We start from the raw sequence: 21,805 nt of genomic DNA, 5'->3' as shown, positions 1-21,805 counted from the left end.
CCACCCGCGGCCCACCGCGGAGGACGCGATGTCAATGGAAGTCGGGAACCCGGTTCCATTGACATCGCGCCACCTCGGCGACGACGTCAGACGAGGGGGAGCTGGAGGGCTGCCGGGGCCGTTGGCGGGACCGCCGGGGACTTGGGCTCGACCGGGGTGACCTTGCGGTAGGACTCGGACTGGTCCGGGCGGGTGTCGGCCTCGCCCTTGTTGGGCCAGAGGGCGAAGGCTCGCTCGGCCTGGGCGGTGATCGTCAGGGACGGGTTGACGCCGAGGTTGGCGCTGACCGCCGAGCCGTCGACGATCGACAGGTCCGGGTAGGACCAGGCGCGGTGGTACGGGTCGATGACGCCCGCGTCCGGGCTGTCGCCGATCGCGCAGCCGCCGAGGAAGTGCGCGGTCATCGGGATGTCGAACATCTCGCCCCAGGTGCCGCCGGAGATCCCGCCGATCTTCTCGGCGACCAGCTCGTTGGCCTGCTCGCCGGCCTCGATGTAGCTCGGGTTCGGCGCACCGTGCCCCTGCTTCGAGGTCAGCAGCCGCTTTCCGAGGAACCGCTTCACGCTGGTCGTCAGCGAGTTGTCGAGGCTCTGCATGACCAGCAGGATCACCGTGCGCTCGCTCCAGCCGCGCACCGACAGCATCCGCAGCGACAGCCTCGGGTTCTCCCGCAGGAACTTGCCCAGCTGCTTCCAGCGCGAGCCCCGCCCGCCGCGGGTCGCCGGGATCTGCAGCAGACCCATCGCGTTGGCGCCCTTGGTGTAGCGGACCGGCTCGATGTGGGTGTCCTCGTCCGGGTGGAACGACGACGTGATGGCCACACCGGTGGAGAAGTCCCGCTCCGGGTCGACCTTCGCGACCTGCGATCCGATGATCGCCTCGGAGTTGGTGCGGGTCAGCGTCCCCAGCTTCTTCGACAGCTTCGGCAGGTCGCCGTTGTCGACGCAGCGGTGCAGCAGGTTCTGCGTGCCCCACGTCCCGGCGGCGACCACCACCTGGTCGGCGCTGAAGATCTTCGGCTTGCGGTTGAGCTTGGCGCCGGTGCGCGAGGTCGCGATCCGCCAGCGCCCGTCGCGGCCCTTGCCGAGCCGGTTGACCGTGGTGAGCGGGAAGATCTCCGCGCCCTGCTTCTCGGCGAGGTAGAGGTAGTTCTTGACCAGCGTGTTCTTCGCCCCGACCCGGCAGCCGGTCATGCAGGCGCCGCACTCGGTGCAGCCGGTGCGGGCCGGTCCCGCACCGCCGAAGAACGGGTCGGCGTCGGTGCGGCCGGGCTCGTTGAAGTACACGCCGACGGGCGTGCGGTGGAAGGTGTCGGCCACGCCCATGTCCGCCGCGACCTGCCTCATCACCACGTCGTGCGGGGTCTCCGAGGGCTGCTCGATGACGCCGAGCATCTTGGTGGCCTGGTCGTAGTAGGGCGCCAGCTCCGACTCCCAGTCGGTGATGTGCGCCCACTGCGAGTCCTGGTAGAAGGGCTTGAGCGGCCGGTAGAGCGTGTTGGCGTAGTTCAGGGAGCCGCCGCCGACACCGGCGCCGGCGAGGATGAGCACGTCGCGGAGCATGTGGATCCGCTGCACGCCGAAGCAGCCCAGCTGCGGGGCCCAGAGGAACTTGCGCAGGTCCCAGGAGGTCTTGGGCAGCTCCTCGTCGGAGAACCGCCGACCCGCTTCGAGCACCGCGACCCGGTAGCCCTTCTCGGTCAGGCGCAGCGCGGCCACGCTGCCGCCGAAGCCCGAGCCGATGACCACCACGTCGAAATCGGTACCGCCATCACCACGTTGTGCCATGCGCGACAGCGTAAGCGAAACTACTCGCGAGTAGCTAGACCCCGCTCGGGACTCGGCCCGAGGTGCCCTCCGGTGGCCGAGCGCTCGGCAGGGGACAGCTTTTCCTCGAATCACCCATGATCAATGTCCGAAAAGTCCGGACAGTTTTCACTAAAACCGTCCCCCTCCCGGACCACGCACGCATGTGAGGTGGCATCGGCCCAGGAGGGGCACCGGAGCGACTTCCGGAGTGCGGGGTTCGGGGTCAGCCTCGGAGCATGAGGCCGACCTTCTGGAACTCCTTGAGGTCGCGGTAGCCGGTCTTGGCCATCGCGCGGCGGAGGCCGCCCATGAGGTTCAGCGTGCCGTACGGGTCGCTGGACGGACCGAAGAGCATCTTCTCCAGGTCCGCGTCCGTGCCGGTGAAGCCGACGATCTCGCTGCGCGGCAGGTTGGGGTGCGCGGCCGCCGACGTCCAGTAGTAGCCCTGGCCGGGCGACTCGGTGGACTCGGCGAGCGACTCGCCGAGCATCACCGCGTCGGCGCCGCAGGCGATCGCCTTGGCGATCTCACCCGAGTACGACAGCGCGCCGTCGGCGATGACGTGCACGTAGCGGCCGCCGGTCTCGTCCAGGTAGTCGCGGCGCGCGGCGGCGGCGTCGGCGATGGCTGTGGCCATCGGCACCCCGATGCCCAGCACCTGCGTGGTCGTCGCGGAGCGGGACTGGCCGAAACCGACGATCACGCCGGCCGCGCCGGTGCGCATCAGGTGCATCGCGGTCCGGTAGTCACCGACACCACCGGCGACCACGGGCACGTCCAGCTCGTTGATGAAGCGCTTGAGGTTCAGCGGCTCGCCGTCGCGGGCCACGTGCTCGGCGGAGATGATCGTGCCCTGCACGAACAGCATCTCCACGCCCGCGGCCAGCAGGTCGGGGGTCAGCTCCTCGGCGTGCTGCGGGCTCACCCGCGCCGCGACCGTGACGCCGGAGTCCTTGACCTGCTTGAGGGCCTCGGCGAGCAGGTCCAGCCGCAGCGGCGCGGCGTGCAGCTCCTGCAGCCGCCGGATCGGCGCCTCGGGGTCGCTGCTCTCCTCCGCGATGCGGACGACGTCGGCGATCTTGTCCTCGACGTCGGTGTGCCGAGCCCACAGGCCCTCGGCGTTGAGCACGCCCAGACCGCCGAGCTCGCCCATCCGCACCGCCGTCGCGGGCGAGACGACCGCGTCGGTCGGGTGCGCGATCGCCGGGATGTCGAAGCGGTAGGCGTCGATCTGCCAGGCCAGCGACACGTCCTTGGACGAGCGGGTGCGCCGCGAGGGCACGATCTCGACGTCGTCCAAGTCGTAGCCGCGCATGGCGGTCCGGCCCATCCCGATCTCAACCTGATCCCGCACCGTGTGTCCCTCCTAGCGGCGGATGTCCAGCGAAACATTCTCTCCGCAAGGACCCCGTGTCCGCCGCGCGGGGTCCCCCGATCACCACCCGAACCCGCGAGATCACCCAGAGCGACCGAGAGCCCGGCGCCGCGCGGGCACCGGGCTCTCGGAGGAGGTCCGAACTCAGCGGGTCGTGTAGTTCGGGGCCTCGACGGTCATCGTGATGTCGTGCGGGTGGGACTCCTTGAGCCCGGCCGCGGTGATCCGGACCAGCTTGGCCTCCTGCAGCTCCGGGATCGTGGTCGAGCCGGTGTAGCCCATGCCGGAGCGCAGACCGCCGACGAGCTGGTCGACGACCTGGGACAGCGGGCCGCGGAACGGGACCCGGCCCTCGATGCCCTCCGGCACCAGCTTGTCCTCGGACAGGACGTCGTCCTGGAAGTAGCGGTCCTTGGAGTAGGACTTGGCCTGGCCGCGCGACTGCATCGCACCCAGCGAACCCATGCCCCGGTAGACCTTGAACTGCTTGCCGTTGACCAGCACCAGGTCGCCGGGCGACTCGGCGGTGCCGGCGAGCAGGCTGCCCAGCATCACCGAGCTCGCACCGGCGGCGATGGCCTTGCCGATGTCACCGGAGTACTGGATGCCGCCGTCACCGATGATCGGCACACCGGCGGGCTTGCAGGCCATGCTGGCCTCGTAGATCGCGCTGATCTGCGGCACGCCCACCCCGGCGACCACGCGGGTGGTGCAGATCGAGCCCGGTCCGACGCCGACCTTGACCGCGTCCGCGCCCGCGTCCACCAGCGCCTGCGCGCCCGCGCGCGAGGCCACGTTGCCGCCGATGACGTCGACGGAGTTGCCCAGCTCCTTCTTCAGCGTCGCGACCGTGTCCAGCACCGCGCGGGAGTGACCGTGGGCGGTGTCGACGATCAGCACGTCCACGCCCGCGTCGACCAGGGCCATCGCGCGCTCGTGCGAGTCGGCGCCCACGCCCACGGCGGCGCCGCACAGCAGCCGGCCGTCGGGGTCCTTGGTGGCGCTCGGGTACTGCTCGGTCTTGACGAAGTCCTTAACGGTGATCAGGCCGCGCAGCTTGCCCGCGCCGTCGACGATCGGCAGCTTCTCGATCTTGTTGCGGCGCAGCAGGCCCAGCGCCGCGTCCGCGGTGACGCCGACCTGCGCGGTGATCAGCGGCGTCGTGGTCATCACCTCGCGCACCTTGCGGGTGAAGTCGACCTCGAAGCGCATGTCGCGGTTGGTGATGATGCCGACCAGCGTGCCGTCCGGGTCGGTCACCGGCAGCCCGGAGATCCGGAAGCGGGCGCACATCGCGTCGACCTCGGCGAGCGTGTCCTCCGGCGAACAGGTCACCGGCTGGGTCACCATGCCCGCCTCGGAGCGCTTGACGACCTCGACCTGCGCGGCCTGCTCCTCCACGGACAGGTTGCGCTGCAGGATGCCGACGCCGCCCTGGCGGGCCATCGCGATCGCCATCCGCGCCTCGGTCACCGTGTCCATCGCCGCCGACAGCAGCGGGACGCGCAGGCGGACGTTGCGGGAGAGCTGGGTCGACGTGTCGACCGCGCTCGGGATGACGTCCGACTCGTCGGGCAGCAGCAGCACGTCATCGAAGGTCAGACCCAGCGTCGCGAACTTATCGGGGAGGCCGGGAGCGGAGAGTTCGCTGGTCATGGCGAGGGATGTGCCTTCCTTCACGATATGGCCCACAAACCTTCGAGGTGCGGCTTGCTGGGATTACCACGGCGATCGCGTCGAAGCGTTCAGCTGTGCTGAGTAGCAACGCGGAGTCCGGATACGGGATTCCTCAGATGATAGAGACCACAGGTCAGGACGTGGATCCCCCGCCCCACCAGGGGTGCGCCACACCACGGACGGTGGTCGCAGGCGTGTGAAACCCGCCCCGACAGCCCCGCGCAGGCGACGCGCCCGGTACCGTGCGGGCCGTGCCGCACGATCCGATGCCACCAGACCCCTTCGCGGGTGATCCGGACGATCCGAGCATGGCACTCGGTGACCACGACGCCGAGGACGGCCCGCCGCTCGGCGACGAGGAGCGCGCCGAGCTGCTCGCCGACCTGACCGATCTCGCCGTCTACCAGGCGCTGCTGGAGCCGCGGGGCGTCCGCGGCATCGTCGTCGACTGCGCGGACTGCGGCGAGTGCCACTACCACGACTGGGAGCTGCTGCGCTCCAGCCTGTCCCAGCTGCTGCACGACGGCCGCATGCGCCCCCACGAACCGGCCTTCGACCCCGACCCGGGCCAGTACGTCACCTGGGAGTACTGCCGCGGCTACGCGGACGGAATGACCGAGAGCGAAACGACGCTCTGACGTCAGAGTTCCAGGCTCATCCTGCTTGGCGGTGCGGGTGGGGGAACCTGAGCGGCTCCGTGGACTCCGCGCGCCACTCCTGATGTATGTCCAATACACGGCGTCGCGGCGTGCTCGCCACGAAGCCGCTCAGAACCCCCGGCGGTGCTGGCTGCTTAGGTGGTGAAGGAGAAAGCGACTCCGTCGCTTGCCTGACGAAAAGAAGGGGCTCCTCTTTTACGAGAAGCCCCTTCTTCGCGATCTCAGGGAGTTGACGTCTGCGGCTGGTTCGGCCAGAACCAGCCGCCGGACGAGCTCTCCGAGCTGCTGGTCTCGCTCGGCGACGTGGTCGGCGAGGTCGGGTCGCTGGTGCTCGACGGCGGCGTGCTGCTGCCGGTCGGCGGAACGCCGGGGTTCGGCGGCAGCGGCTGCGACGGGGACGGCTGCGTCGTGGGCGGCAGCGTCGTCGTCGGCGTCGAGGTCTGCGAGGAGCCGCCGGTACCGCGATCGATGCGCTTGGTCAGCGACTCGTGCGCGGCCTTGAGCTCGGACAGCCCGTTCTCGGCGTCGACCTTGGCCATGTGCTCCTTGGCGGAGCGCAGCGCCTCCTCGGCGGCCAACCGGTTGCCCCGGTCCACTTCGCTCTCCGCCGTGTCCAGGTCGGTGCGCGCCGACGCCGCGGCCTGCACCGCGCGGGTGTGGTCGGTGTAGAGCACCTGGGCCACGCCCCACAGCATGTCGCCGGGCTGCGCGTCGCGAGCGGCCACGCCGACACCGGTGAAGGTGATCATCAGAACCGCTGCCGCGGTGGCCACCGGGACGAGGTGCCTGCGGCGCAGGAAGCTGCGCGGCCGGCCGGCCTCGGCGATCGCCGCGACGGCGGTGTCGGTGTCCACCAGGTCACCGATCGGCGCGGAGTCGACGTCCTGGCGCCAGGCCACGAGCAGCTCTTCCAGGCTGGGAGCGCCGTCGGCCGACGCGGGAACGTCGGGATTGGTCCCGCCCAGCGCGTCCAGCAGGAGGTCGTCCTCCTGCAGCGCGGCCAGGTCGATCGGTTCGTCGCTGAAGTCGTCGAGGTCGGTGAGCTCCTCGTCCGCGTCACCGCGCGGACGGAAGGTCAGCACCTCGGCACCGGCCTCTTCGCGGGAGGTCTCGGGCTCGTGCGAGCCGGAGTCCCGGTGGTTGTCGCTCAGTTCCGTTCCCTCGTCTGCGGATCCCTCAGCGGGAGCCGAGTCCCGCTCGTCTGCATGGGTCGAACGGTCCTGCTCCGGGGCGGACTCCTCGTGCGGGATGCCTCCCAGCTCCCCGTCGGGCCCTTTCCGCTCAGCCATTCAGACCACCTCCTCCGCGGACAGCGTCTTCCGCAACCGGGCCAGTGCGCGATGTTGTGCCACGCGCACAGCACCCGGTGTCGAGCCGACCGCTTCGGCGGTTTCCTCCGCCGACAGCCCGACTACCACCCGGAGCAGCAGGATTTCCCGCTGCTTGGCCGGGAGGATTTGGAGCAACTGCGCCATCCTGCCCGAGAGCTCACCCTGCATCGCCCGCTGCTCTGGACCGGCCTCGGACTCCGGGGTGTCCGGCATGTCCGCGACCGGTTCGGAACGGTTGCGAGCTGACGCACGGTGCGCATCAGCCACCTTGTGCGCGGCGATGCCGTACACGAACGCCAAGAAGGGACGACCCTGGTCCTTGTAAGTGGGCAGCGCGGTCAGTACCGCCAGGCACACTTCCTGGGCCACGTCGTCCGCCGAAGCGAACGACCTCTCGTTTCGTCCGACCCTGGCGCGGCAGTACCGCACCACCAAAGGACGGATTTCGGCCAGCAAGCGCTCAATCGACTGACGATCGCCGTCGACGGCGGCGCTTACAAGAGCGTCCAGCCCGTCCCCCACATTGGTCATCGCAGACAGCAGCCCTGGTGTTACGCGTTCAAGCGATTCGGATTTGCCCGGCGAGTTTCGCGTGCACCGCACGCCGCGCCGTGGCCACCGTACCGGGCAGGAGGCGTCCGCAGAACAGGGACCGGGGATCGGGGGCCGTCGTCGTCACACATCCACATCTACCAGAAGCCGGGGCCGGTGGCGTTTGAGCTGGCCACCGACATCTTGGTGGTGCGCGTGGGAGGAATCGGAGACGATCTTCACATCGTCTCCCGCGGGCGCCCGGCGGCGGCGACGGCCGAAGCGGAGAAGGTTCTCGCCGCCGGCACCCGCAACATCTGCCGACCGAAGGCGGCTGTGGCTCACGTCACGAAATCCCTTGCGTCGCCGCGAAACGCGGCGGCGGGACCGTGCGCGAGGCGAGCCACAGCCGCTACCGAAGCGTCAGCTCACCCGAAGTCGCTTTCATCGGACGGGCACCGGCCTCCCCCGAAACCGGCCGGTGCCGCCTGATCATCGGTTCAGGCGACGAGGCCGCGGCGGAACCCGTGCGCCACCGCTTGAGCGCGGTCGCGAACGCCGAGCTTGCGGAACAGCCGGCGAGCATGGGTCTTGACCGTGTCCTCGGAGAGGTAGAGCTCGCGGCCGATCTGGCCGTTGCTCTTGCCCTGGCTCATGCCGCGCAGCACCTGGAGCTCGCGCTCCGTGAGCTGCACGCCGGGGTCGGACGGTTGACGGGGTGCGGGCACCGAGGTGCTCGCGAGCGTGTGCGCGAGCGCGGCGACGAGCTCCGGCCGGGACGCGTCCCAGCGGAGGTAGCCGCGGGCACCACCGGCGATGGCCGCGGCGATGCTCGCCGCGTCGTCGGGGGCACCGAAGACGATCACGTTGGCTTGGGGGTGCGCGGACACGAGCCGCCGGGTGGCCTCGACGCCGTTGGGCACGGCGCGCTGCGTTCCCACCAGCACGACGTCCACGGCCTGCCGCGAGAAGCGGGCCAGCAGCTCGTCGCCGTGCGCAACGCAATCGATCCGGCTCACTCCGGGGACAGCCGACATCACACGAGTGAGCCCTTCCCGGACGCTACGTCGGTCATCGCAGATCAGGACCGTCGTCACGGGAACTCCTTTCCTGCAGGCGAGTGACGTTCCACAAGCCCTATCGGACGCAGTGGGCGAAACCTTGACACGATCCGGTGCTTAATCCGTCCAGAATTCGGGCGGCTGACACACGTGAGGGACATTCACCATAACGGAGCAGGGTCAGATCGTTACCCCTTGAATGGAGCGGCTCGCCCGCCATACCTGCGGTGTTCACCCGATCGCTGCGAATGTGACGATCACTTCGCCCGTCCGAACGAACATCGAAAACGACCCCGCACACGGTTCTGTGATTTAGGTCACATCATACTCAACTCAGCCCAGAACGGCGTCGGACACGCGCGTCACCGCAGCCTCCAGCGACCCCAGCAGCTCGACGTGACCCGGCAGCGCCTCGGGCGACCACCCCGCCCCCGCGACGAACGCGCGGGCCCGCTGCCGGGTGATCGGGATGTCGTCCAGGACGCGCGGCGCGGCGTAGTAGGGCTGATCCGCCCACAGCACGACCGCAGCGGGCGCGGAGCGCTTCACCGCCGCGGCCAGGCCCTCGCGCGGCAGCGCGGCGCCGAACAGCCGGTGCCCGACGCCCTGCGCGGCCAGCGCCGCCGCCAGCGCCACCAGCTCCAGCTCCTGCCCCTCGCCGGGAACCGGCGCGAGCACCGCGGGACGCGGGTTCTGCGGCTTCGGAGCGCCCGCGATGACCGAGCGCAGCGCGGTCGAGGCGCAGTCGTGCAGCAGCTGCAGCACCTCGACGCCGGTGCCGGAGCGCTGCCTGCGCTCGCTGACCGCGCGCAGCACCGGCTGCAGCATCTCCTGCCAGGTGCGGACCACGCCGTCGGCGTCCATCGCCTCGATCAGCAGCCGCTGCGCCGACCACGAGTCCAGCGCCAGCGCCGCCCGGCCGAGACCGCGGGCGCGCGGGCTCGCCCCGGAGAGCTTGAGACCCCGGCCGCCGGTGTTGGCACCGGCCAGGGCGAGCCCCTCGTCGCCGTCGAGAACGCCGGACAGCAGCAGGGGGCCCTCATCGGGCGACTCGGCACGCGACGGGTCCTCCACGCGCCGCTGAGGCGGCGGCGCGGCGACCGTGCGCGCGTAGCGGGCCGCCTCCATCGGTGAAGCACCGCGCAGCAGGGCGCGCTGCATCTGCTCCAGGCGCGCGATGTCGTCCGGCCCGTAGCGGCGGTGCCTGCCGCTGGTGTGATCGCTGGGTCCGAGGCCGTAGCGGCGGTCCCAGGTGCGCAGCGTGGCGGGCGCGACGCCGAGCCTGCGAGCGACCGCGGCGACGGTGAGCCTCGGCTCGTCGTCCAGGGCGATCCCCTCCGGTGCCTGTGCTGCTGCCTCCGACGCGACCGCCGGCTCGCACGCGGGCGGATCGCCGAGCGGTTCGGGGGTCTCCACCCCCACAACTGGTTCAGGCCGCGTCGTCACGCGGGACATATTCCGGTTCTGGCCTCTCAAGAGCAAGCCGGCCGGACTTCGATCACCCCATTTCCAAGGATCACACCAACGATGAACAGCTTTTGGCGCGAAAGGGGTTGAACAAGTTTTGACTCGGTTCTACGGTCGGATCATGCGAGGCTGCGGCGGTCCCGCCGTAGCGAGGGAGGGGATCCACCGGTAGGAGGTGGTTGTCGCAATGGCAGACACTCGACGTCTTCCAGGACCGAACGCCGATATCTGGGATTGGCAGATACGGGGCTCGTGCAGGGGGATGGACAGCGCGTACTTCTTCCATCCGGACGGAGAGCGAGGTCCGGCACGAGCCAGGCGCGAGGCGAAGGCGAAGGAGGTATGCCACCACTGCCCTGTTCTCGCCCAGTGCCGGACGCACGCACTGGCGGTTCAGGAGCCGTACGGCATCTGGGGAGGGCTGTCCGAGTCTGAACGCGAAGTGATCATCAAGGCGCGCAAGCGCCAGCAGCTGGCGGTCGCAGCCGGCTGACCCAGAGCCCTCGATCGGCGGTGGGGGAAAGCGCCGCGGGTCAGGTGAAGCCGGGATCGAATGGCACGAGGGGCGTCATTCGCCCCCGGCGGAGGCAAAGAATCGGGGCGGTACCCAGGTGGGTACCGCCCCGATTCTTTGCGTTCAGCAGATCAGTGACCGTGACCGTGTCCGTGGCCGTGCCCGGCCTCCTCCTCGGTCTCCTCCGGCTTGTCCACGACGGCGCTCTCGGTGGTGAGCACCATGCGGGCGATGGAGGCCGCGTTGGCGACCGCGGAGCGGGTCACCTTCAGCGGGTCGACGATGCCGGACTGCACCAGGTCGCCGTACTCGCCGGTGGCGGCGTTGTAGCCGGCGCCCCAGTCGAGGTCGCGGACCTTGGAGACCACGACCGCGCCTTCCTGGCCCGCGTTGGCCGCGATCCAGAACAGCGGCGCGTCCAGCGCGCGGCGGACCAGCTGCACGCCGGTCGCCTCGTCACCGGTCAGGCCGAGGTCGCCCTCGAGGGACTTGGCGGCGTGGATCAGCGCGGACCCACCGCCGGGCACGCTGCCCTCCTCCGCGGCGGCCTTGGCGGCCGCGACGGCGTCCTCGATGCGGGACTTGCGCTCCTTGAGCTCGGTCTCGGTGGCCGCACCGACCTTGATCACCGCGACGCCGCCGGCCAGCTTGGCCAGCCGCTCCTGCAGCTTCTCGCGGTCCCAGTCGGAGTCGGTCGCCTCGATCTCCTTGCGGAGCTGGGCGGCGCGGTCCTTGACGTCGTCGGCGGCGCCGTGGCCGTCGACCAGGGTCGTCTCGTCCTTGGTGACGGTGACCCGGCGGGCCGAACCCAGCACCTCGGGGCCGACCTCGGACAGCTTCAGGCCCAGCTCGGGAGCGATGACCTGGGCGCCGGTGACGATCGCCAGGTCGTCCATGAACGCCTTGCGGCGGTCGCCGAAGAACGGCGCCTTGACCGCGACGACCTTCAGGGTCTTGCGCACGGCGTTGACGGCCAGGGTGGACAGCGCCTCGCCCTCTACGTCCTCCGCCACGATCAGCAGCGGCTTGCCGGCCTCGACGACCTTCTCCAGCAGCGGCAGCAGCTCCTGGATGTTGGAGATCTTCTCCCGGTGCAGCAGGATCTGCGCGTCTTCGAGGACGGCCTCCTGGCGCTCGGCGTCGGTGACGAAGTGCGGCGAGACGAAGCCCTTGTCGAACTGCACGCCCTCGGTCAGGTCGAGCTCGGTGGCCAGCGTCGAGGACTCCTCGATGCTGATCACGCCGTCCTCGCCGACCTTCTCCATCGCCTCGCCGATCAGGTCGCCGATGGCCTCGTCGCGCGAGGACACGGTGGCGATCTGGGCGATGTTGTCGCGGCCCTTGACCGGGGTGGCCTTGGCCTTGAGCGCCTCGACGACGGCCTCGGCCGCCAGCGTGACGCCCTTGTTCAGCGCCGCCGGGTTCGCGCCCGCGGCCAGGTTGCGCAGGCCTTCCTTGACCAGCGACTGGGCGAGCACGGTGGCGGTGGTGGTGCCGTCACCGGCGACGTCGTTGGTCTTGGTGGCGACGTTCTTGGCGAGCTGGGCGCCCAGGTTCTCGAACGGGTCGTCGAGCTCGATCTCGCGAGCGATGGTGACGCCGTCGTTGGTGATCTGCGGTCCGCCGAACTGCTTGTCCAGCACGACGTGCCGGCCGCGCGGCCCGAGCGTGACCTTCACCGCGTCGGCGAGCTGGTTGACGCCGCTTTCCAGTGCACGGCGCGCCGGCTCGTCGAAGGTGATCTGCTTAGCCATTGTTGCTACAGCCCTTCAGATGTGTGCCTGATCCCCGACATGCAGCCGCCCCGGCGGTCCCGCGGTCGGGACCGCCGGGGCGGCTGAGCCCACGCTCGGTGGGCGCACGATGATCTGGCGTCAGTTGACGACGGCCAGCACGTCGCGGGCGGAGAGGATCAGGTACTCCTCGCCGTTGTACTTGACCTCGGTGCCGCCGTACTTCGAGTAGATGACGACGTCGCCTTCCTTGACATCCACGGGGATGCGGTTGCCCTTGTCGTCGATGCGACCCGGGCCGACAGCCAGGACCTTGCCCTCCTGGGGCTTCTCCTTGGCGGTGTCCGGGATCACGATGCCGGACGCAGTCGTCGTCTCGGCCTCGCTCGCCTGGACGACGATCTTGTCCTCAAGCGGCTTGATGCTCGCCACGGTGTGACCTCCACCTTCTGGGGCCTTCGAAGCGTTGGCTGGGAATGACGGCTCCGTTGCTCCCCGTCGTCGCGGGTGCCGGGTCGCGGTGTCGCCGTGCTGCTAGCACTCTACCCAGGAGAGTGCCAGCGCTCAACAACCACCCGCTCACCCGAACGCCGGAACGCGACTGGAGGGCATTCAACGGCACCGCTCAGCGCCCCCGATCGGCGGGGTTCATTCAACCCGCACGACACGCCCCGGCGTGTCGCGTCCGCCCGCGTTCACCCAACGGGGCGACGGCATCACTCGTGGTGGTGGCACCCGGTGTCGATCACCCCGCCCGGCCCCACCTGCGACGTCGTCACCTCCACTGCGCGCAGAGTGATCATCGCAGGTAGATCGGCATGCGGGGAATCTCACCAATGTCGCCCGGTGGTTCACACCTGAGGCGTCCGGTGCCCTAGGTTGCTCGGCATGCCAGCCCTCTCCAAGCCCGCGAACCGGCCGTGGGAACGACGTCCCCGACCCGCTCGCCCGCCTGGTCCGTCCGGCCCCCCGACCCGCGGAAGCTGGCGTCCGAAGTAAGGACGCCCCCGAGACCCCTGGCGCGCCGGAACCCCGGCCGCCGCGATGACACGGCCGCGATCCCGGACTCCCCGGGGCCGCGGCCGTGATCACGTCCACCCCTCGCGAACCCGGGATGGGAAACTGGGGCGGTGCGTGCGCTGTGGGTGATCGTGGGGGTCGCGTTCGGGGGCTTGGTCCTCCCGTTCGCCTGGGCGTGGGGTCGCAGCGCCGGACGGGTCCGGACCGCGGCCGACGCGCCCGCGACCGAGGCCGCGCTGGTGCTCGGCGCCGGGGTCCGGTGGGACGGCGTTCCCAGCCGCATCCTGCAGGGCAGGCTCGACGTGGCCGTGGCGCTGTTCCGGGCCGGGAAGGTCCGCACGATCGTGGTCAGCGGATCACCGCGGTCCCGGGGCTACAGCGAACCGGTCGTGATGCGGCGGTACCTGCTCTCGCGCGGCATCCCCGAGGACGCCGTGGTGCCGGACGAGACCGGCGTCGACACCTACTCCTCGTGCCGCACGGCCGCGAAGCGGTACCGCTCGCTGATCGTGGTCACCACGCGCTTCCACCTGCGGCGCTCGATCGCGCTCGCGCGGCGGCAGGGCATCGACGCCTGCGGCGTCGGGCACGACGCGGCGGCCGACGGCCTGCGCCGGGTCAACGCGCGGGCGACCCGCCGCGAGCTGCTCGCGACGGTCAAGGCCTTCTGGTTCCCCCGCTGATCTACTGGACGACGATCTCGTCCACCGGCAGACCCGGGTTCGCCGGTATGTCCAGCGGCGACGGCTTCGCACCCGAGAGCAGCACGTGCGCGCCGAGCGCGGCGATCATCGCGCCGTTGTCGGTGCACAGCCGGGGCCTCGGCACCCGCAGCGTGATCCCGGCCGCGGCGCAGCGCTCGCGCGCCAGTTCCGAGAGCCGCGAGTTCGCCGCCACGCCACCGGAGACCACCAGCGTGTCGACGTCGTGGTCCCGCGCGGCCCGCACCGCCTTCATCGTGAGCACGTCGGCGACGGCCTCCTGGAACGAGGCGCACACGTCCGGGACCGGGATCTCGCGGCCCTCGCGCCGCTCGGTCTCCACCCAGCGCGCCACGGCCGTCTTCAGGCCCGAGAAGGAAAAGTCGTGCCGGGCGTCGCGCGGGCCGGTGAGACCGCGCGGGAACGCGATGGCCTTCGGGTTCCCGAGCTTGGCCTGCTTGTCGATCGGCGGACCGCCCGGGTAGGGCAGGTCGAGGATGCGGGCGACCTTGTCGTAGGCCTCCCCCGCCGCGTCGTCGATGGTCGTGCCGACCTCGGTGATCTTCTCGCCGACGCCCTCCACCAGGAGCAGCTGGCTGTGACCTCCGGACACCAGCAGCGCCAGGCAGCGCTCGGGCAGCGGGCCGTGCTCCAGCGTGTCGACGGCGACGTGCCCACCGAGGTGGTTCACGCCGTACAGCGGCACGTTCAGCGCGGTCGCGTAGGCCTTCGCGGAAGCGACGCCGACCATCAGCGCCCCGGCCAGACCGGGACCCGCGGTGACCGCGATAGCGTCCACATCGGACAGGGAGAGTCCCGACTCGTCCAGCGCGCGGCGCATCGTCGGGCCCATCGCGGCCAGGTGCGCGCGGCTGGCGATCTCCGGGACGACCCCGCCGAACCGCGCGTGCTCGTCCACGCTGGAGGCCACCGCGTCGGCCAGCAGCTCCACCCGGCCGTCGTCGGAGAGCCGGACCAGGCCGACTCCCGTTTCATCGCAGGAGCTCTCGATCCCGAGAACGATCCGCTCGCTCATGACACCTCCACGGCTTCGCGTCGCATGGTGTGCGCGTCGGCCCCGGAGGGCTGGTAATAGCGCGGGCGCAGCCCGACGATCTCGAAGCCGTGGTCGCGGTACATCTTGATCGCGGCCTCGTTGTCGGTGCGCACCTCCAGGAACGTCGTCGCGCGGTGCTCGTCGGCGCGCGACAGCAGCGCGCGCAGCAGCGCCTTGCCGACGCCCTCGCCCTGGTGCTCGGGGTCGACGCCGATCGTGTGCACCTCGGCCTCGGCGTGCGGCGGGCGGCCGTTGACGGCCAGGCCCGCGTAACCGATCAGCCGCTCGCCGAGGTAGGCGCCGACGTAGTGGTGGCCCTGGTCCAGCTCGGCGGAGAAGGCCGCCCGCGACCACGGGTCGTCCCCGTCGAAGAGCACCCGCTCCAGCTCGGCGCAGCGGCGCAGGTCGGACCGCCGCAGCTTAAGCACCTCGACCTCGCTCACCGGGTGAGCACCGACTTCCGCTTGCCGGGTTCCTCGGCGTCGGGCCGCCGCAGGTACAGCGGGACCAGCGGCTCGGGGTCGGCGTCGAGGGTCGCGGCGGCCACCAGCCCGGCGGGCGTGGGGTACTTCGGCGCGACGGCGGGCAGCCCGACGGCTTCGGCGAGCTCACCGGCGGCGACCGGGTAGCCCTCGGTCGGCACGTCGGCGGGCTTGGCCACGTGCGGGCCGTCGACGCGGGTCGCGCCGTCGTAGGCGGCCCAGTAGACCTCCTTGCGGCGCGCGTCGGTGGCGACCAGCAGCGGGCCGGTCACCGCGGCGGTGGCCGCGATCGCGTCGAGACCGCACACCGGGTGCACCGGGACGTCGCGGGCCTGGCCGAGCGCGGCGGCCGTGGCCAGGCCGACCCGCAGGCCGGTGAACGGACCGGGCCCGATCCCGGCGACGATCGCGTCGACGTCGGCGAGGCCGCGACCGGCCTCCTCCAGGACGTCGACCAGTTGCGGCATGAGCAGTTCGCCGTGCGCGCGGGGGTTGATCATGACGCGCTCGGCGAGAACCCGCGGGAGTCCTCCGTCGAGGGCGACCAGCCCCGCCGTGACCGCGGGCGTCGAAGTGTCCAGCGCTATGACGAGCACAGCTGTTCAGCTTACGTCAGCGCTGGTCACGGGCCCTCATCGGGTCAGCAGGCGACCCTGCGGAGCGGCGCTGATGTCGAGCTGTTCGCCGCGCAGCCAGGTCTGCCGGACCACCCCGGCCAGCGGGCGGCCGTGGTACGGCGAGATCGGGTTGCGGTGCTGGAGCTTCTCGACGTCGACGACGAAGGCGTCGTCGGGGGCGAAGACGCAGAAGTCCGCGTCGTTGCCGACCGCGATGGAGCCCTTGCCGCGCACCCCGGCGAACTCGGCGGGGCGGGTGGCCATCCAGCGCACCACGTCGTCGAGGGAGTGGCCGCGCAGGCGGGCCTGGGTCCAGATCGCCGGCAGCCCCAGCTGCAGGCTCGACACCCCGCCCCAGGCGACGCCGAAGTCGCCGATGTCGAGGCGCTTGAGCTCCGGGACGCACGGCGAGTGGTCGCTGACCACGCAGTCGATCGTGCCGTCCGCCAGGGCCTTCCAGAGCAGTTCGCGGTTGCCCGCCTCGCGGATCGGCGGGCAGCACTTGAACTGGGTGGCGCCGTCGGGGATCTCCTCGGCGGTGAAGCTCAGGTAGTGCGGACAGGTCTCCACGGTCACCCGCACGCCGTCGGCGCGGGCCGAAGCGATCAGCGGCAGCGCGTCCGCCGAGGACAGGTGCAGGATGTGCACGCGGGCGCCGATGCGCCGGGCCAGCTCGATGACCTGGGCGATCGCGACGTTCTCGGCCCCCTTGGGGCGGGATTCGAGGAAGTCGCCGTAGTCCTCGCCGTGCGGGGTCGGGGCGGTGTCGATGACGTGCGAGTCCTCGGCGTGCACGATCATCATCGCGTCGAGCCCGGCGAGCTCGGTCAGGGACTCCTCCAGACCGGCGGGGTCCAGCGGCGGGAACTCGTCGACCCCGGAGTGCAGCAGGAAGCACTTGAATCCGAACACCCCGGCCTCGTGGAGTCCGCGCAGGTCGCCGACGTTGCCGGGGATCGCGCCACCCCAGAACCCGACGTCGACGTGCGCCTTGGCCGCGGCGGTCTTGCGCTTGAGCTCCAGCGCGTCGACGTCGACGGTCGGCGGGAGGCTGTTGAGCGGCATGTCGACGATGGTGGTCACGCCGCCGGCCGCGGCGGCGCGGGTGGCGGTCTCGAAGCCCTCCCACTCGGTGCGGCCGGGGTCGTTGACGTGCACGTGCGTGTCGACCAGCCCGGGCAACAGCACCTCGTCATCGGCGAGCTCGACGACGCGGCCCGTCCGGTTCGAGCCGTGCGGCTCGATCGCGGCGATGGTGCCGTCGCGCACGACGACGTCCGCCCCGGACTCACCGGCGGTCTCGCCGCCGGGCAGCACGATCCGTCGCGCCCGCAGCACGACCTGACCCTCGTCCACAGCACCTCCCGAAGCCCCGAAGTTTCAACAAAGTGTTGAACGTTCGAGCGCGGGCGTCAAGAGGGGACAGTTTTTCCTCGAATCACCCATGATCAATGTCCGTTTTGCCCGGACAGTTTTCACTAGAACTGTCCGCTGGTGACGGACGCACACCACGGGACCACCGCTCTCGGTCTCGGGACCGGGTGGTGGATGCGCGGCGGCCCCCGGTGGGAACCGGGGGCCGCCGCGCGTGGAGAAGTTCGCGCCCTGGGACGCGTGAGCGCCGAGGACGTTCAGCGCATCGCGTGCTGCTGCTTGGCCCGGGTGACGGCCATGACGTGCTCCATCAGGGTCGTCAGGAGCTGCTTGTTGGACTCCCGCTGGCGGGCGTCGCAGAGCATGATCGGCACGTTGTCGTCGATGTCGAGCGCGCGCCGAACCTCCTCCGGGTCGTAGATCTGCGTGCCGTTGAAGCAGTTCACGCCGATGATGAACGGCAGCCCGCGACCCTCGAAGTAGTCGATCGCCGCGAAGCAGGTGTCCAGTCGCCGGGTGTCCGCCAGCACGATCGCCCCGAGCGCCCCGTTGGCCAGTTCGTTCCACATGAACCAGAAGCGCTCCTGGCCCGGGGTGCCGAACAGGTACAGGATCAGGTCCGAGCTGATGGTGATGCGGCCGAAGTCGAACGCCACCGTGGTGGTCGTCTTGCGCTCCACACCGGTCAGGTCGTCGACCCCGGTACTGGCCTCGGTCAGCGTCTCCTCGGTTCGCAGCGGCACGATCTCGCTGACCGACCCCACGAGGGTCGTCTTGCCGACACCGAAGCCACCGGCGATGAGGATCTTCGCCGCGACCGCGTTCAGGCTGGCTTGTTCAGAGTTTGCGGATCCCATCCAGCACCTTCTGCATCATGTCGAGACTCGGCCCGGTCGTCGGTGACGAATCCGGCCCGAAGACCACGTAGTCACGCTCGATCAAGTCACTGATCAGAATCTTCACCACGCCCAGCGGGAGATCTGCCCGGGCCGCGACCTCGGCGACCGAGACCGGATATCCGCACCCCTGCAGAACCCGCTGGTAGTTCGGTGACAGCGCACGCGCGTTCGGCGGCAGCGGTTGGCGCGCCACGACGAGCGTGATCAGGTCGAGCTCGTAGCTCGTGGCCCGCGTACGCCCCTTGGTCATGGCGTACGGACGCACCACCGGTCCCGCGTCCTCGTCGAACCATCCTCGCCCACCGGACATCGCGGTCACGCATCTAACGGAGAACCGGCGGCACGGGGCGCGGAGCTGAGGTAGTTGCCCACCCGGGTCACCATGCGGTTGGCCTCGAAGGCGATCATGCCCAGGTCGGCGTCCGCCGCGGCGATCAGAGCCAGGCACGCCCCCTCGCTGGCCGCGGTGACCATGAGGAAGCAGTTCGCCATCTCCACCACGGTCTGGTAGACCTCGCCGCCGTTGAACTGCAGCGCGGCCCCCTTCGACAGGCTTTGGAACCCGGAAGCGACCGCGGCCAGGTGCTCCGCGTCGGCCTGGCCCAGCTGCGGGGTCTTGCCCAGCAGCAGGCCGTCGGAGGACAGCAGCGCCGCCTTGTCCGCGCCGGCCAACCGCTGCACGAGATCGTTGAGCAGCCAGTCAACTTCCTTGCTGTAAGCCTTCAGCGTCATGCCTCGTTTCCTCCTGGCCGCGCAGCCTCGTTGTTCGCATCGTTGGTGCGCGCTCGCTTGGTGCCTGTTTGGAAGGCGTTCATGCTGTTGCGGAACCGGTCCGGCGTCCGCGGCGGACCGCTGCTCGGAGCAGGTTGCTGCGGCGCGGATTCGGTCTTCTGGCCCTGGTCGATCTGGGCGCGCAGGGGCGCCGCGAGATTGGCCTTCTGACCGCGCCGACGCTGCGGGAGCGGCGGCTTGTCGGCCGAGCTGGACGCCGACGTGTTCACCGAAACTCCGGCGGTGGTACCGCTCTTCGGCGGACCAGCGCCGTTGGTTCCATTCGCAACTACCTCCGTCGGGAGGATTTCACCAGACGCGTTGGGCATGTTCGACGACAGCCCCGGCATGTTCGCCGGAGCCTCGGGCGTGATCCGCCGCCCCGTCGCCGGTCGCTGCTGATCGGGACGGATCTCCGGCGGCCGGTACTCGGGCTGACGAGGCGGTTCCGGCGGACGCTGCTGCGGCGACGACTGCTGTTGGGGCGCCACCGGCCTCCGGTGCTCGGCCGGATTCTGCTGCGGCACACCGATCTCGCCGGTGGTCGGCCCGGAACCGTTGGTGCCCGGGCGGGTCCAGCGCTGGGTGGCGGCGTCGGGGCCGACCGGGTTGTGCGGGGTGATCGGGCTGTCGGGCCCGATCGGGTCCGGCGCGACGTCGGGGTCGAGCCGTCCCTCCATCCAGCGCTTGCGCGGCTGCTGCCCGCTCTGCTCGGACTCGGGTTCGGCGACGACGGGCTGCTGCCCGCTCGTCTCGACCCGGTCCTGGCGCTCGGTCTGCGGACCGCGCTCGGCGACGATGTGGTTCGGGATCAGCGCCACCGCGCGGATGCCGCCGTAGGCGGAGTCGCGGAGGGTGACCTTGATGCCGTGCCTGCCCGCGAGCTGGGCGACCACGAACAGGCCCATCCGGGCCTCTTCGGACAGCGCCATCACCGCGAAGTCCGGCGGGCTGGCCAGCATCTGGTTGAGCTCGTCGAGCTTCTCCGGCTCCAGGCCGATGCCCTGGTCCTCGATCTCGACGATGATGCCCTTGCCGACCACGTTGCCGCGCACCTCGACGTGCGATTCCGGCGGCGAGAACGAGGTCGCGTTGTCCACCAGCTCGGCGAGCAGGTGCACGAGGTCGGCGACCGCGCGGCCCTGCACCGAGATCTCCGGCAGCTGCTGGATCTCGACCCGGGCGTAGAGCTCGGTCTCGGCGACCGCGCCCTGCACGACGTCGTGCAGCAGAACCGGGTTGCGCCACTGCCGTCCGGGCCGCTGACCACCGAGGATGATCAGGTTCTCGGCGTTCCGGCGGGACTGGGTGGCGAGGTGGTCGAGCTGGAACAGCAGCTCCAGCTGGTCCGGGTCCTCCAGCTTGCGCTCGGCCTTGTCCAGCACCTGCAGCTGGCGGTGGACCATGACCTGGCTGCGGTGGGCGATGTTGAGGAACACCGAGCGGACGCCCTGCCGGGTCTCGGCCTCGGCGACGGTCGCGCGGATCGCGGTGCGCTGCGCCTCGTTGAAGGCGTCGGCGACCTCACCGATCTCGTCGTGACCGAAGCGCAGCCAGGACACCTCGCGCTCGATGTCGACCTGCTTCCCGTTCCGCAGCCGCGCCACCACCGACGGCATCTCCTGCTGCGCCAGCGCCAGGGTCTTGCTCCGCAGCCGGTTGAGCCGTCGCACCAGCAGGTTCGACAGCCGCAGCGCGATCAGGAACACGATCAGGACGATGAGCACGATGATCGCGCCGGTGATCAGCGAGGTCAGCAGCGTCTCGTCGACGACCGCGCCACCGAGGTCCAGCGCGTACTGGTAGTGCGAGGTGGACAGCGCGTTGAGCTCCTGCGCCAGGTCGTGCGAGGCGCTGATCCAGTCGGTGGTGCTGACCGGGACGCGGATGACCTCACCCGCGGCCGCCTTGCCACCGGCGACCTCCATCGCGTCCTGCACGGCGTCGACGCGGAACCACGCCGATCCCTTCTGCAGCCCGGTGTAGTTCTGCTGCTCCACCGGCGTCATTCGGGGGGTCAGCGAGTTCAGGTTGTCGTGGAAGGCGCCGATCTGGTGCGCGTACTCGTGGTACTGCGCCGGCGTCATGCCGACCGAGGTGCGGCCCAGCGCCAGAGCGTGGCCTCGGGCCATCGCGTCGGCGGCGTCCATGAGGTCCGCGGAAACCGAGCTCTCGTAGGAGACCTGGGCGTCCGGGGCGTACCGGACGTAGGTCCGCAGGCTCATGTTGTAGGAGTCGAAGAGCCCGTTGTAGAACTTGTAGACCGCGTCCAGCTCGGCCGGACCGCCGTCGATCTGCTTGCGCACTTCCTTGACGGTCGCCAGCTGCGAGCGGAACTCGTCGAAGTTGCCGCGCGCCTCGCCCGGCACGCCGTCGGCGAAGTCCTCGGCCACGGCGTCCATCTCGGCCACCGAGGCGTCGAACTTCTTGCGGACGTCGTCGAGGTTGCGCCGCTCGTTGTGGTTGCTCAGGTAGACGAGGCTGAGCTGGCGCTCGTCCTGCAGGTTGGCGACGAATCGGGCCGAGGGGTCCTTGGCGTCGGCGAGTCTGCCGACGTAGTTCTGCACGCTCAGGCCCTGGAAAATCAGGTACCCCGACAAGCCGACGCCGACGAGCAGGGCCGCGACACTCGGAACGAGTGCGATGGCCAACAGACGCGCCTGGATCGTGCCGGAGGCGAAGAGGCGTTTCAGCGTTGACATGGACCTCGTCTCAAACCTTCTCCGTT

20 protein-coding genes are annotated in these 21,805 nt (G+C 70.4%); 3 read left to right on the top strand and 17 right to left on the bottom strand.

What is annotated here, in order from left to right; translation table 11 throughout:
• Nucleotides 1-86 precede the first annotated feature (86 nt).
• From REH65_RS20340 to guaB, 3 genes are all read right to left on the bottom strand, one after another.
• Nucleotides 87-1,787, bottom strand: coding sequence for a GMC family oxidoreductase N-terminal domain-containing protein (locus tag REH65_RS20340; RefSeq protein WP_406688679.1), 1,701 nt, complete (start codon nt 1,785-1,787; stop codon nt 87-89).
• Nucleotides 1,788-2,031: 244 nt separating this feature from the next.
• Complete coding sequence (locus REH65_RS20335; RefSeq protein WP_281455301.1) at nt 2,032-3,162, bottom strand: GuaB3 family IMP dehydrogenase-related protein; 1,131 nt, start codon at nt 3,160-3,162, stop codon at nt 2,032-2,034.
• Between the two features lie 165 nt (nt 3,163-3,327).
• Complete coding sequence (gene guaB, locus REH65_RS20330; protein ID WP_281455302.1) at nt 3,328-4,839, bottom strand: IMP dehydrogenase; 1,512 nt, start codon at nt 4,837-4,839, stop codon at nt 3,328-3,330.
• A 287-nt stretch (nt 4,840-5,126) separates the two neighbouring features.
• On the opposite strand from guaB, the gene REH65_RS20325 reads away from it, so the two are divergent.
• Nucleotides 5,127-5,498, top strand: coding sequence for a DUF5319 domain-containing protein (locus REH65_RS20325; RefSeq protein WP_093414677.1), 372 nt, complete (start codon nt 5,127-5,129; stop codon nt 5,496-5,498).
• Nucleotides 5,499-5,740: 242 nt separating this feature from the next.
• Here the strand turns inward: REH65_RS20325 and REH65_RS20320 are convergent, their stop codons facing one another.
• The 4 genes from REH65_RS20320 to REH65_RS20305 all read right to left on the bottom strand — a co-directional run bounded on the left by REH65_RS20320 (nt 5,741) and on the right by REH65_RS20305 (nt 9,858).
• Nucleotides 5,741-6,808, bottom strand: coding sequence for an anti-sigma-D factor RsdA (locus REH65_RS20320; RefSeq protein ID WP_406688678.1), 1,068 nt, complete (start codon nt 6,806-6,808; stop codon nt 5,741-5,743).
• Nucleotides 6,809-7,381 carry a sigma-70 family RNA polymerase sigma factor gene (locus tag REH65_RS20315; protein ID WP_093414059.1) on the bottom strand — a complete coding sequence of 191 codons (573 nt, stop codon included), beginning with the start codon at nt 7,379-7,381 and terminating at the stop codon, nt 6,809-6,811. It lies immediately after the preceding gene.
• 500 nt (nt 7,382-7,881) lie between these two features.
• Nucleotides 7,882-8,478: a response regulator transcription factor gene (locus tag REH65_RS20310; RefSeq protein ID WP_029536209.1), complete on the bottom strand. Its 597-nt coding sequence runs from the start codon at nt 8,476-8,478 to the stop codon at nt 7,882-7,884.
• A 297-nt stretch (nt 8,479-8,775) separates the two neighbouring features.
• Entirely contained in the window at nt 8,776-9,858 is a 1,083-nt protein-coding gene (locus tag REH65_RS20305) for a MerR family transcriptional regulator (protein ID WP_406688677.1), read from the bottom strand.
• A gap of 238 nt (nt 9,859-10,096) precedes the next feature.
• Between REH65_RS20305 and REH65_RS20300 the strand changes: the two genes are divergently transcribed.
• Nucleotides 10,097-10,402 carry a WhiB family transcriptional regulator gene (locus REH65_RS20300; protein ID WP_281455305.1) on the top strand — a complete coding sequence of 102 codons (306 nt, stop codon included), beginning with the start codon at nt 10,097-10,099 and terminating at the stop codon, nt 10,400-10,402.
• Nucleotides 10,403-10,554: 152 nt separating this feature from the next.
• Here REH65_RS20300 and groL read toward each other — a convergent pair whose 3' ends face one another.
• Together groL and groES are read right to left on the bottom strand one after the other, a co-directional pair.
• The gene (gene groL, locus REH65_RS20295; protein ID WP_281455306.1) at nt 10,555-12,177 is read right to left on the bottom strand and encodes a chaperonin GroEL; all 1,623 of its coding nucleotides are present in this window, start codon (nt 12,175-12,177) and stop codon (nt 10,555-10,557) included.
• A 120-nt stretch (nt 12,178-12,297) separates the two neighbouring features.
• Nucleotides 12,298-12,588, bottom strand: a complete 291-nt coding sequence (gene groES, locus REH65_RS20290; RefSeq protein ID WP_093414065.1) for a co-chaperone GroES — start codon at nt 12,586-12,588, stop codon at nt 12,298-12,300.
• Nucleotides 12,589-13,286: 698 nt separating this feature from the next.
• On the opposite strand from groES, the gene REH65_RS20285 reads away from it, so the two are divergent.
• Nucleotides 13,287-13,859 (top strand): YdcF family protein, encoded by a 573-nt coding sequence (locus tag REH65_RS20285; protein WP_281455307.1) that lies wholly within the window; start codon nt 13,287-13,289, stop codon nt 13,857-13,859.
• A gap of 1 nt (nt 13,860) precedes the next feature.
• Here REH65_RS20285 and tsaD read toward each other — a convergent pair whose 3' ends face one another.
• From tsaD to REH65_RS20245, 8 genes are all read right to left on the bottom strand, one after another.
• The gene (gene tsaD, locus REH65_RS20280) at nt 13,861-14,913 is read right to left on the bottom strand and encodes a tRNA (adenosine(37)-N6)-threonylcarbamoyltransferase complex transferase subunit TsaD (RefSeq protein ID WP_406688676.1); all 1,053 of its coding nucleotides are present in this window, start codon (nt 14,911-14,913) and stop codon (nt 13,861-13,863) included.
• On the bottom strand, nt 14,910-15,377 hold the full coding sequence (gene rimI / locus REH65_RS20275; RefSeq protein ID WP_406688675.1) for a ribosomal protein S18-alanine N-acetyltransferase: 468 nt from the start codon (nt 15,375-15,377) through the stop codon (nt 14,910-14,912). The genes tsaD and rimI overlap by 4 nt, the downstream gene beginning before the upstream one ends.
• Nucleotides 15,374-16,012 carry a tRNA (adenosine(37)-N6)-threonylcarbamoyltransferase complex dimerization subunit type 1 TsaB gene (gene tsaB / locus REH65_RS20270; protein ID WP_406688674.1) on the bottom strand — a complete coding sequence of 213 codons (639 nt, stop codon included), beginning with the start codon at nt 16,010-16,012 and terminating at the stop codon, nt 15,374-15,376. Before tsaB ends, rimI begins: the two co-directional genes overlap by 4 nt.
• A gap of 36 nt (nt 16,013-16,048) precedes the next feature.
• On the bottom strand, nt 16,049-17,371 hold the full coding sequence (gene allB, locus REH65_RS20265; RefSeq protein WP_406693201.1) for an allantoinase AllB: 1,323 nt from the start codon (nt 17,369-17,371) through the stop codon (nt 16,049-16,051).
• 293 nt (nt 17,372-17,664) lie between these two features.
• Nucleotides 17,665-18,264 (bottom strand): ATP/GTP-binding protein, encoded by a 600-nt coding sequence (locus REH65_RS20260; protein ID WP_281455312.1) that lies wholly within the window; start codon nt 18,262-18,264, stop codon nt 17,665-17,667.
• The gene (locus tag REH65_RS20255; protein WP_281455470.1) at nt 18,245-18,616 is read right to left on the bottom strand and encodes a DUF742 domain-containing protein; all 372 of its coding nucleotides are present in this window, start codon (nt 18,614-18,616) and stop codon (nt 18,245-18,247) included. Before REH65_RS20255 ends, REH65_RS20260 begins: the two co-directional genes overlap by 20 nt.
• A gap of 5 nt (nt 18,617-18,621) precedes the next feature.
• A complete protein-coding gene (locus REH65_RS20250) occupies nt 18,622-19,038 on the bottom strand; it encodes a roadblock/LC7 domain-containing protein (protein ID WP_281455313.1) in 417 nt (138 codons plus the stop codon).
• Entirely contained in the window at nt 19,035-21,779 is a 2,745-nt protein-coding gene (locus REH65_RS20245) for a nitrate- and nitrite sensing domain-containing protein (RefSeq protein ID WP_406688673.1), read from the bottom strand. The genes REH65_RS20250 and REH65_RS20245 overlap by 4 nt, the downstream gene beginning before the upstream one ends.
• Nucleotides 21,780-21,805 lie beyond the last annotated feature (26 nt).

This window comes from Saccharopolyspora sp. ID03-671, from assembly GCF_045278815.1.
Taxonomy (GTDB): domain Bacteria; phylum Actinomycetota; class Actinomycetes; order Mycobacteriales; family Pseudonocardiaceae; genus Saccharopolyspora; species Saccharopolyspora ipomoeae.
This window is presented reverse-complemented; position numbering and strand designations above follow the sequence as displayed.

Coding starts and splice junctions, on each gene's coding strand:
- REH65_RS20340 (WP_406688679.1), bottom strand. CDS start 1,787: ATGGCACAACGTGGTGATGGCGGTACCGATTTCGACGTGGTGGTCATC.
- guaB (WP_281455302.1), bottom strand. CDS start 4,839: ATGACCAGCGAACTCTCCGCTCCCGGCCTCCCCGATAAGTTCGCGACG.
- REH65_RS20325 (WP_093414677.1), top strand. CDS start 5,127: ATGCCACCAGACCCCTTCGCGGGTGATCCGGACGATCCGAGCATGGCA.
- REH65_RS20320 (WP_406688678.1), bottom strand. CDS start 6,808: ATGGCTGAGCGGAAAGGGCCCGACGGGGAGCTGGGAGGCATCCCGCAC.
- REH65_RS20315 (WP_093414059.1), bottom strand. CDS start 7,381: ATGACCAATGTGGGGGACGGGCTGGACGCTCTTGTAAGCGCCGCCGTC.
- REH65_RS20300 (WP_281455305.1), top strand. CDS start 10,097: ATGGCAGACACTCGACGTCTTCCAGGACCGAACGCCGATATCTGGGAT.
- groL (WP_281455306.1), bottom strand. CDS start 12,177: ATGGCTAAGCAGATCACCTTCGACGAGCCGGCGCGCCGTGCACTGGAA.
- tsaD (WP_406688676.1), bottom strand. CDS start 14,913: ATGAGCGAGCGGATCGTTCTCGGGATCGAGAGCTCCTGCGATGAAACG.
- REH65_RS20260 (WP_281455312.1), bottom strand. CDS start 18,264: ATGGGATCCGCAAACTCTGAACAAGCCAGCCTGAACGCGGTCGCGGCG.
- REH65_RS20255 (WP_281455470.1), bottom strand. CDS start 18,616: ATGTCCGGTGGGCGAGGATGGTTCGACGAGGACGCGGGACCGGTGGTG.
- REH65_RS20250 (WP_281455313.1), bottom strand. CDS start 19,038: ATGACGCTGAAGGCTTACAGCAAGGAAGTTGACTGGCTGCTCAACGAT.
- REH65_RS20245 (WP_406688673.1), bottom strand. CDS start 21,779: ATGTCAACGCTGAAACGCCTCTTCGCCTCCGGCACGATCCAGGCGCGT.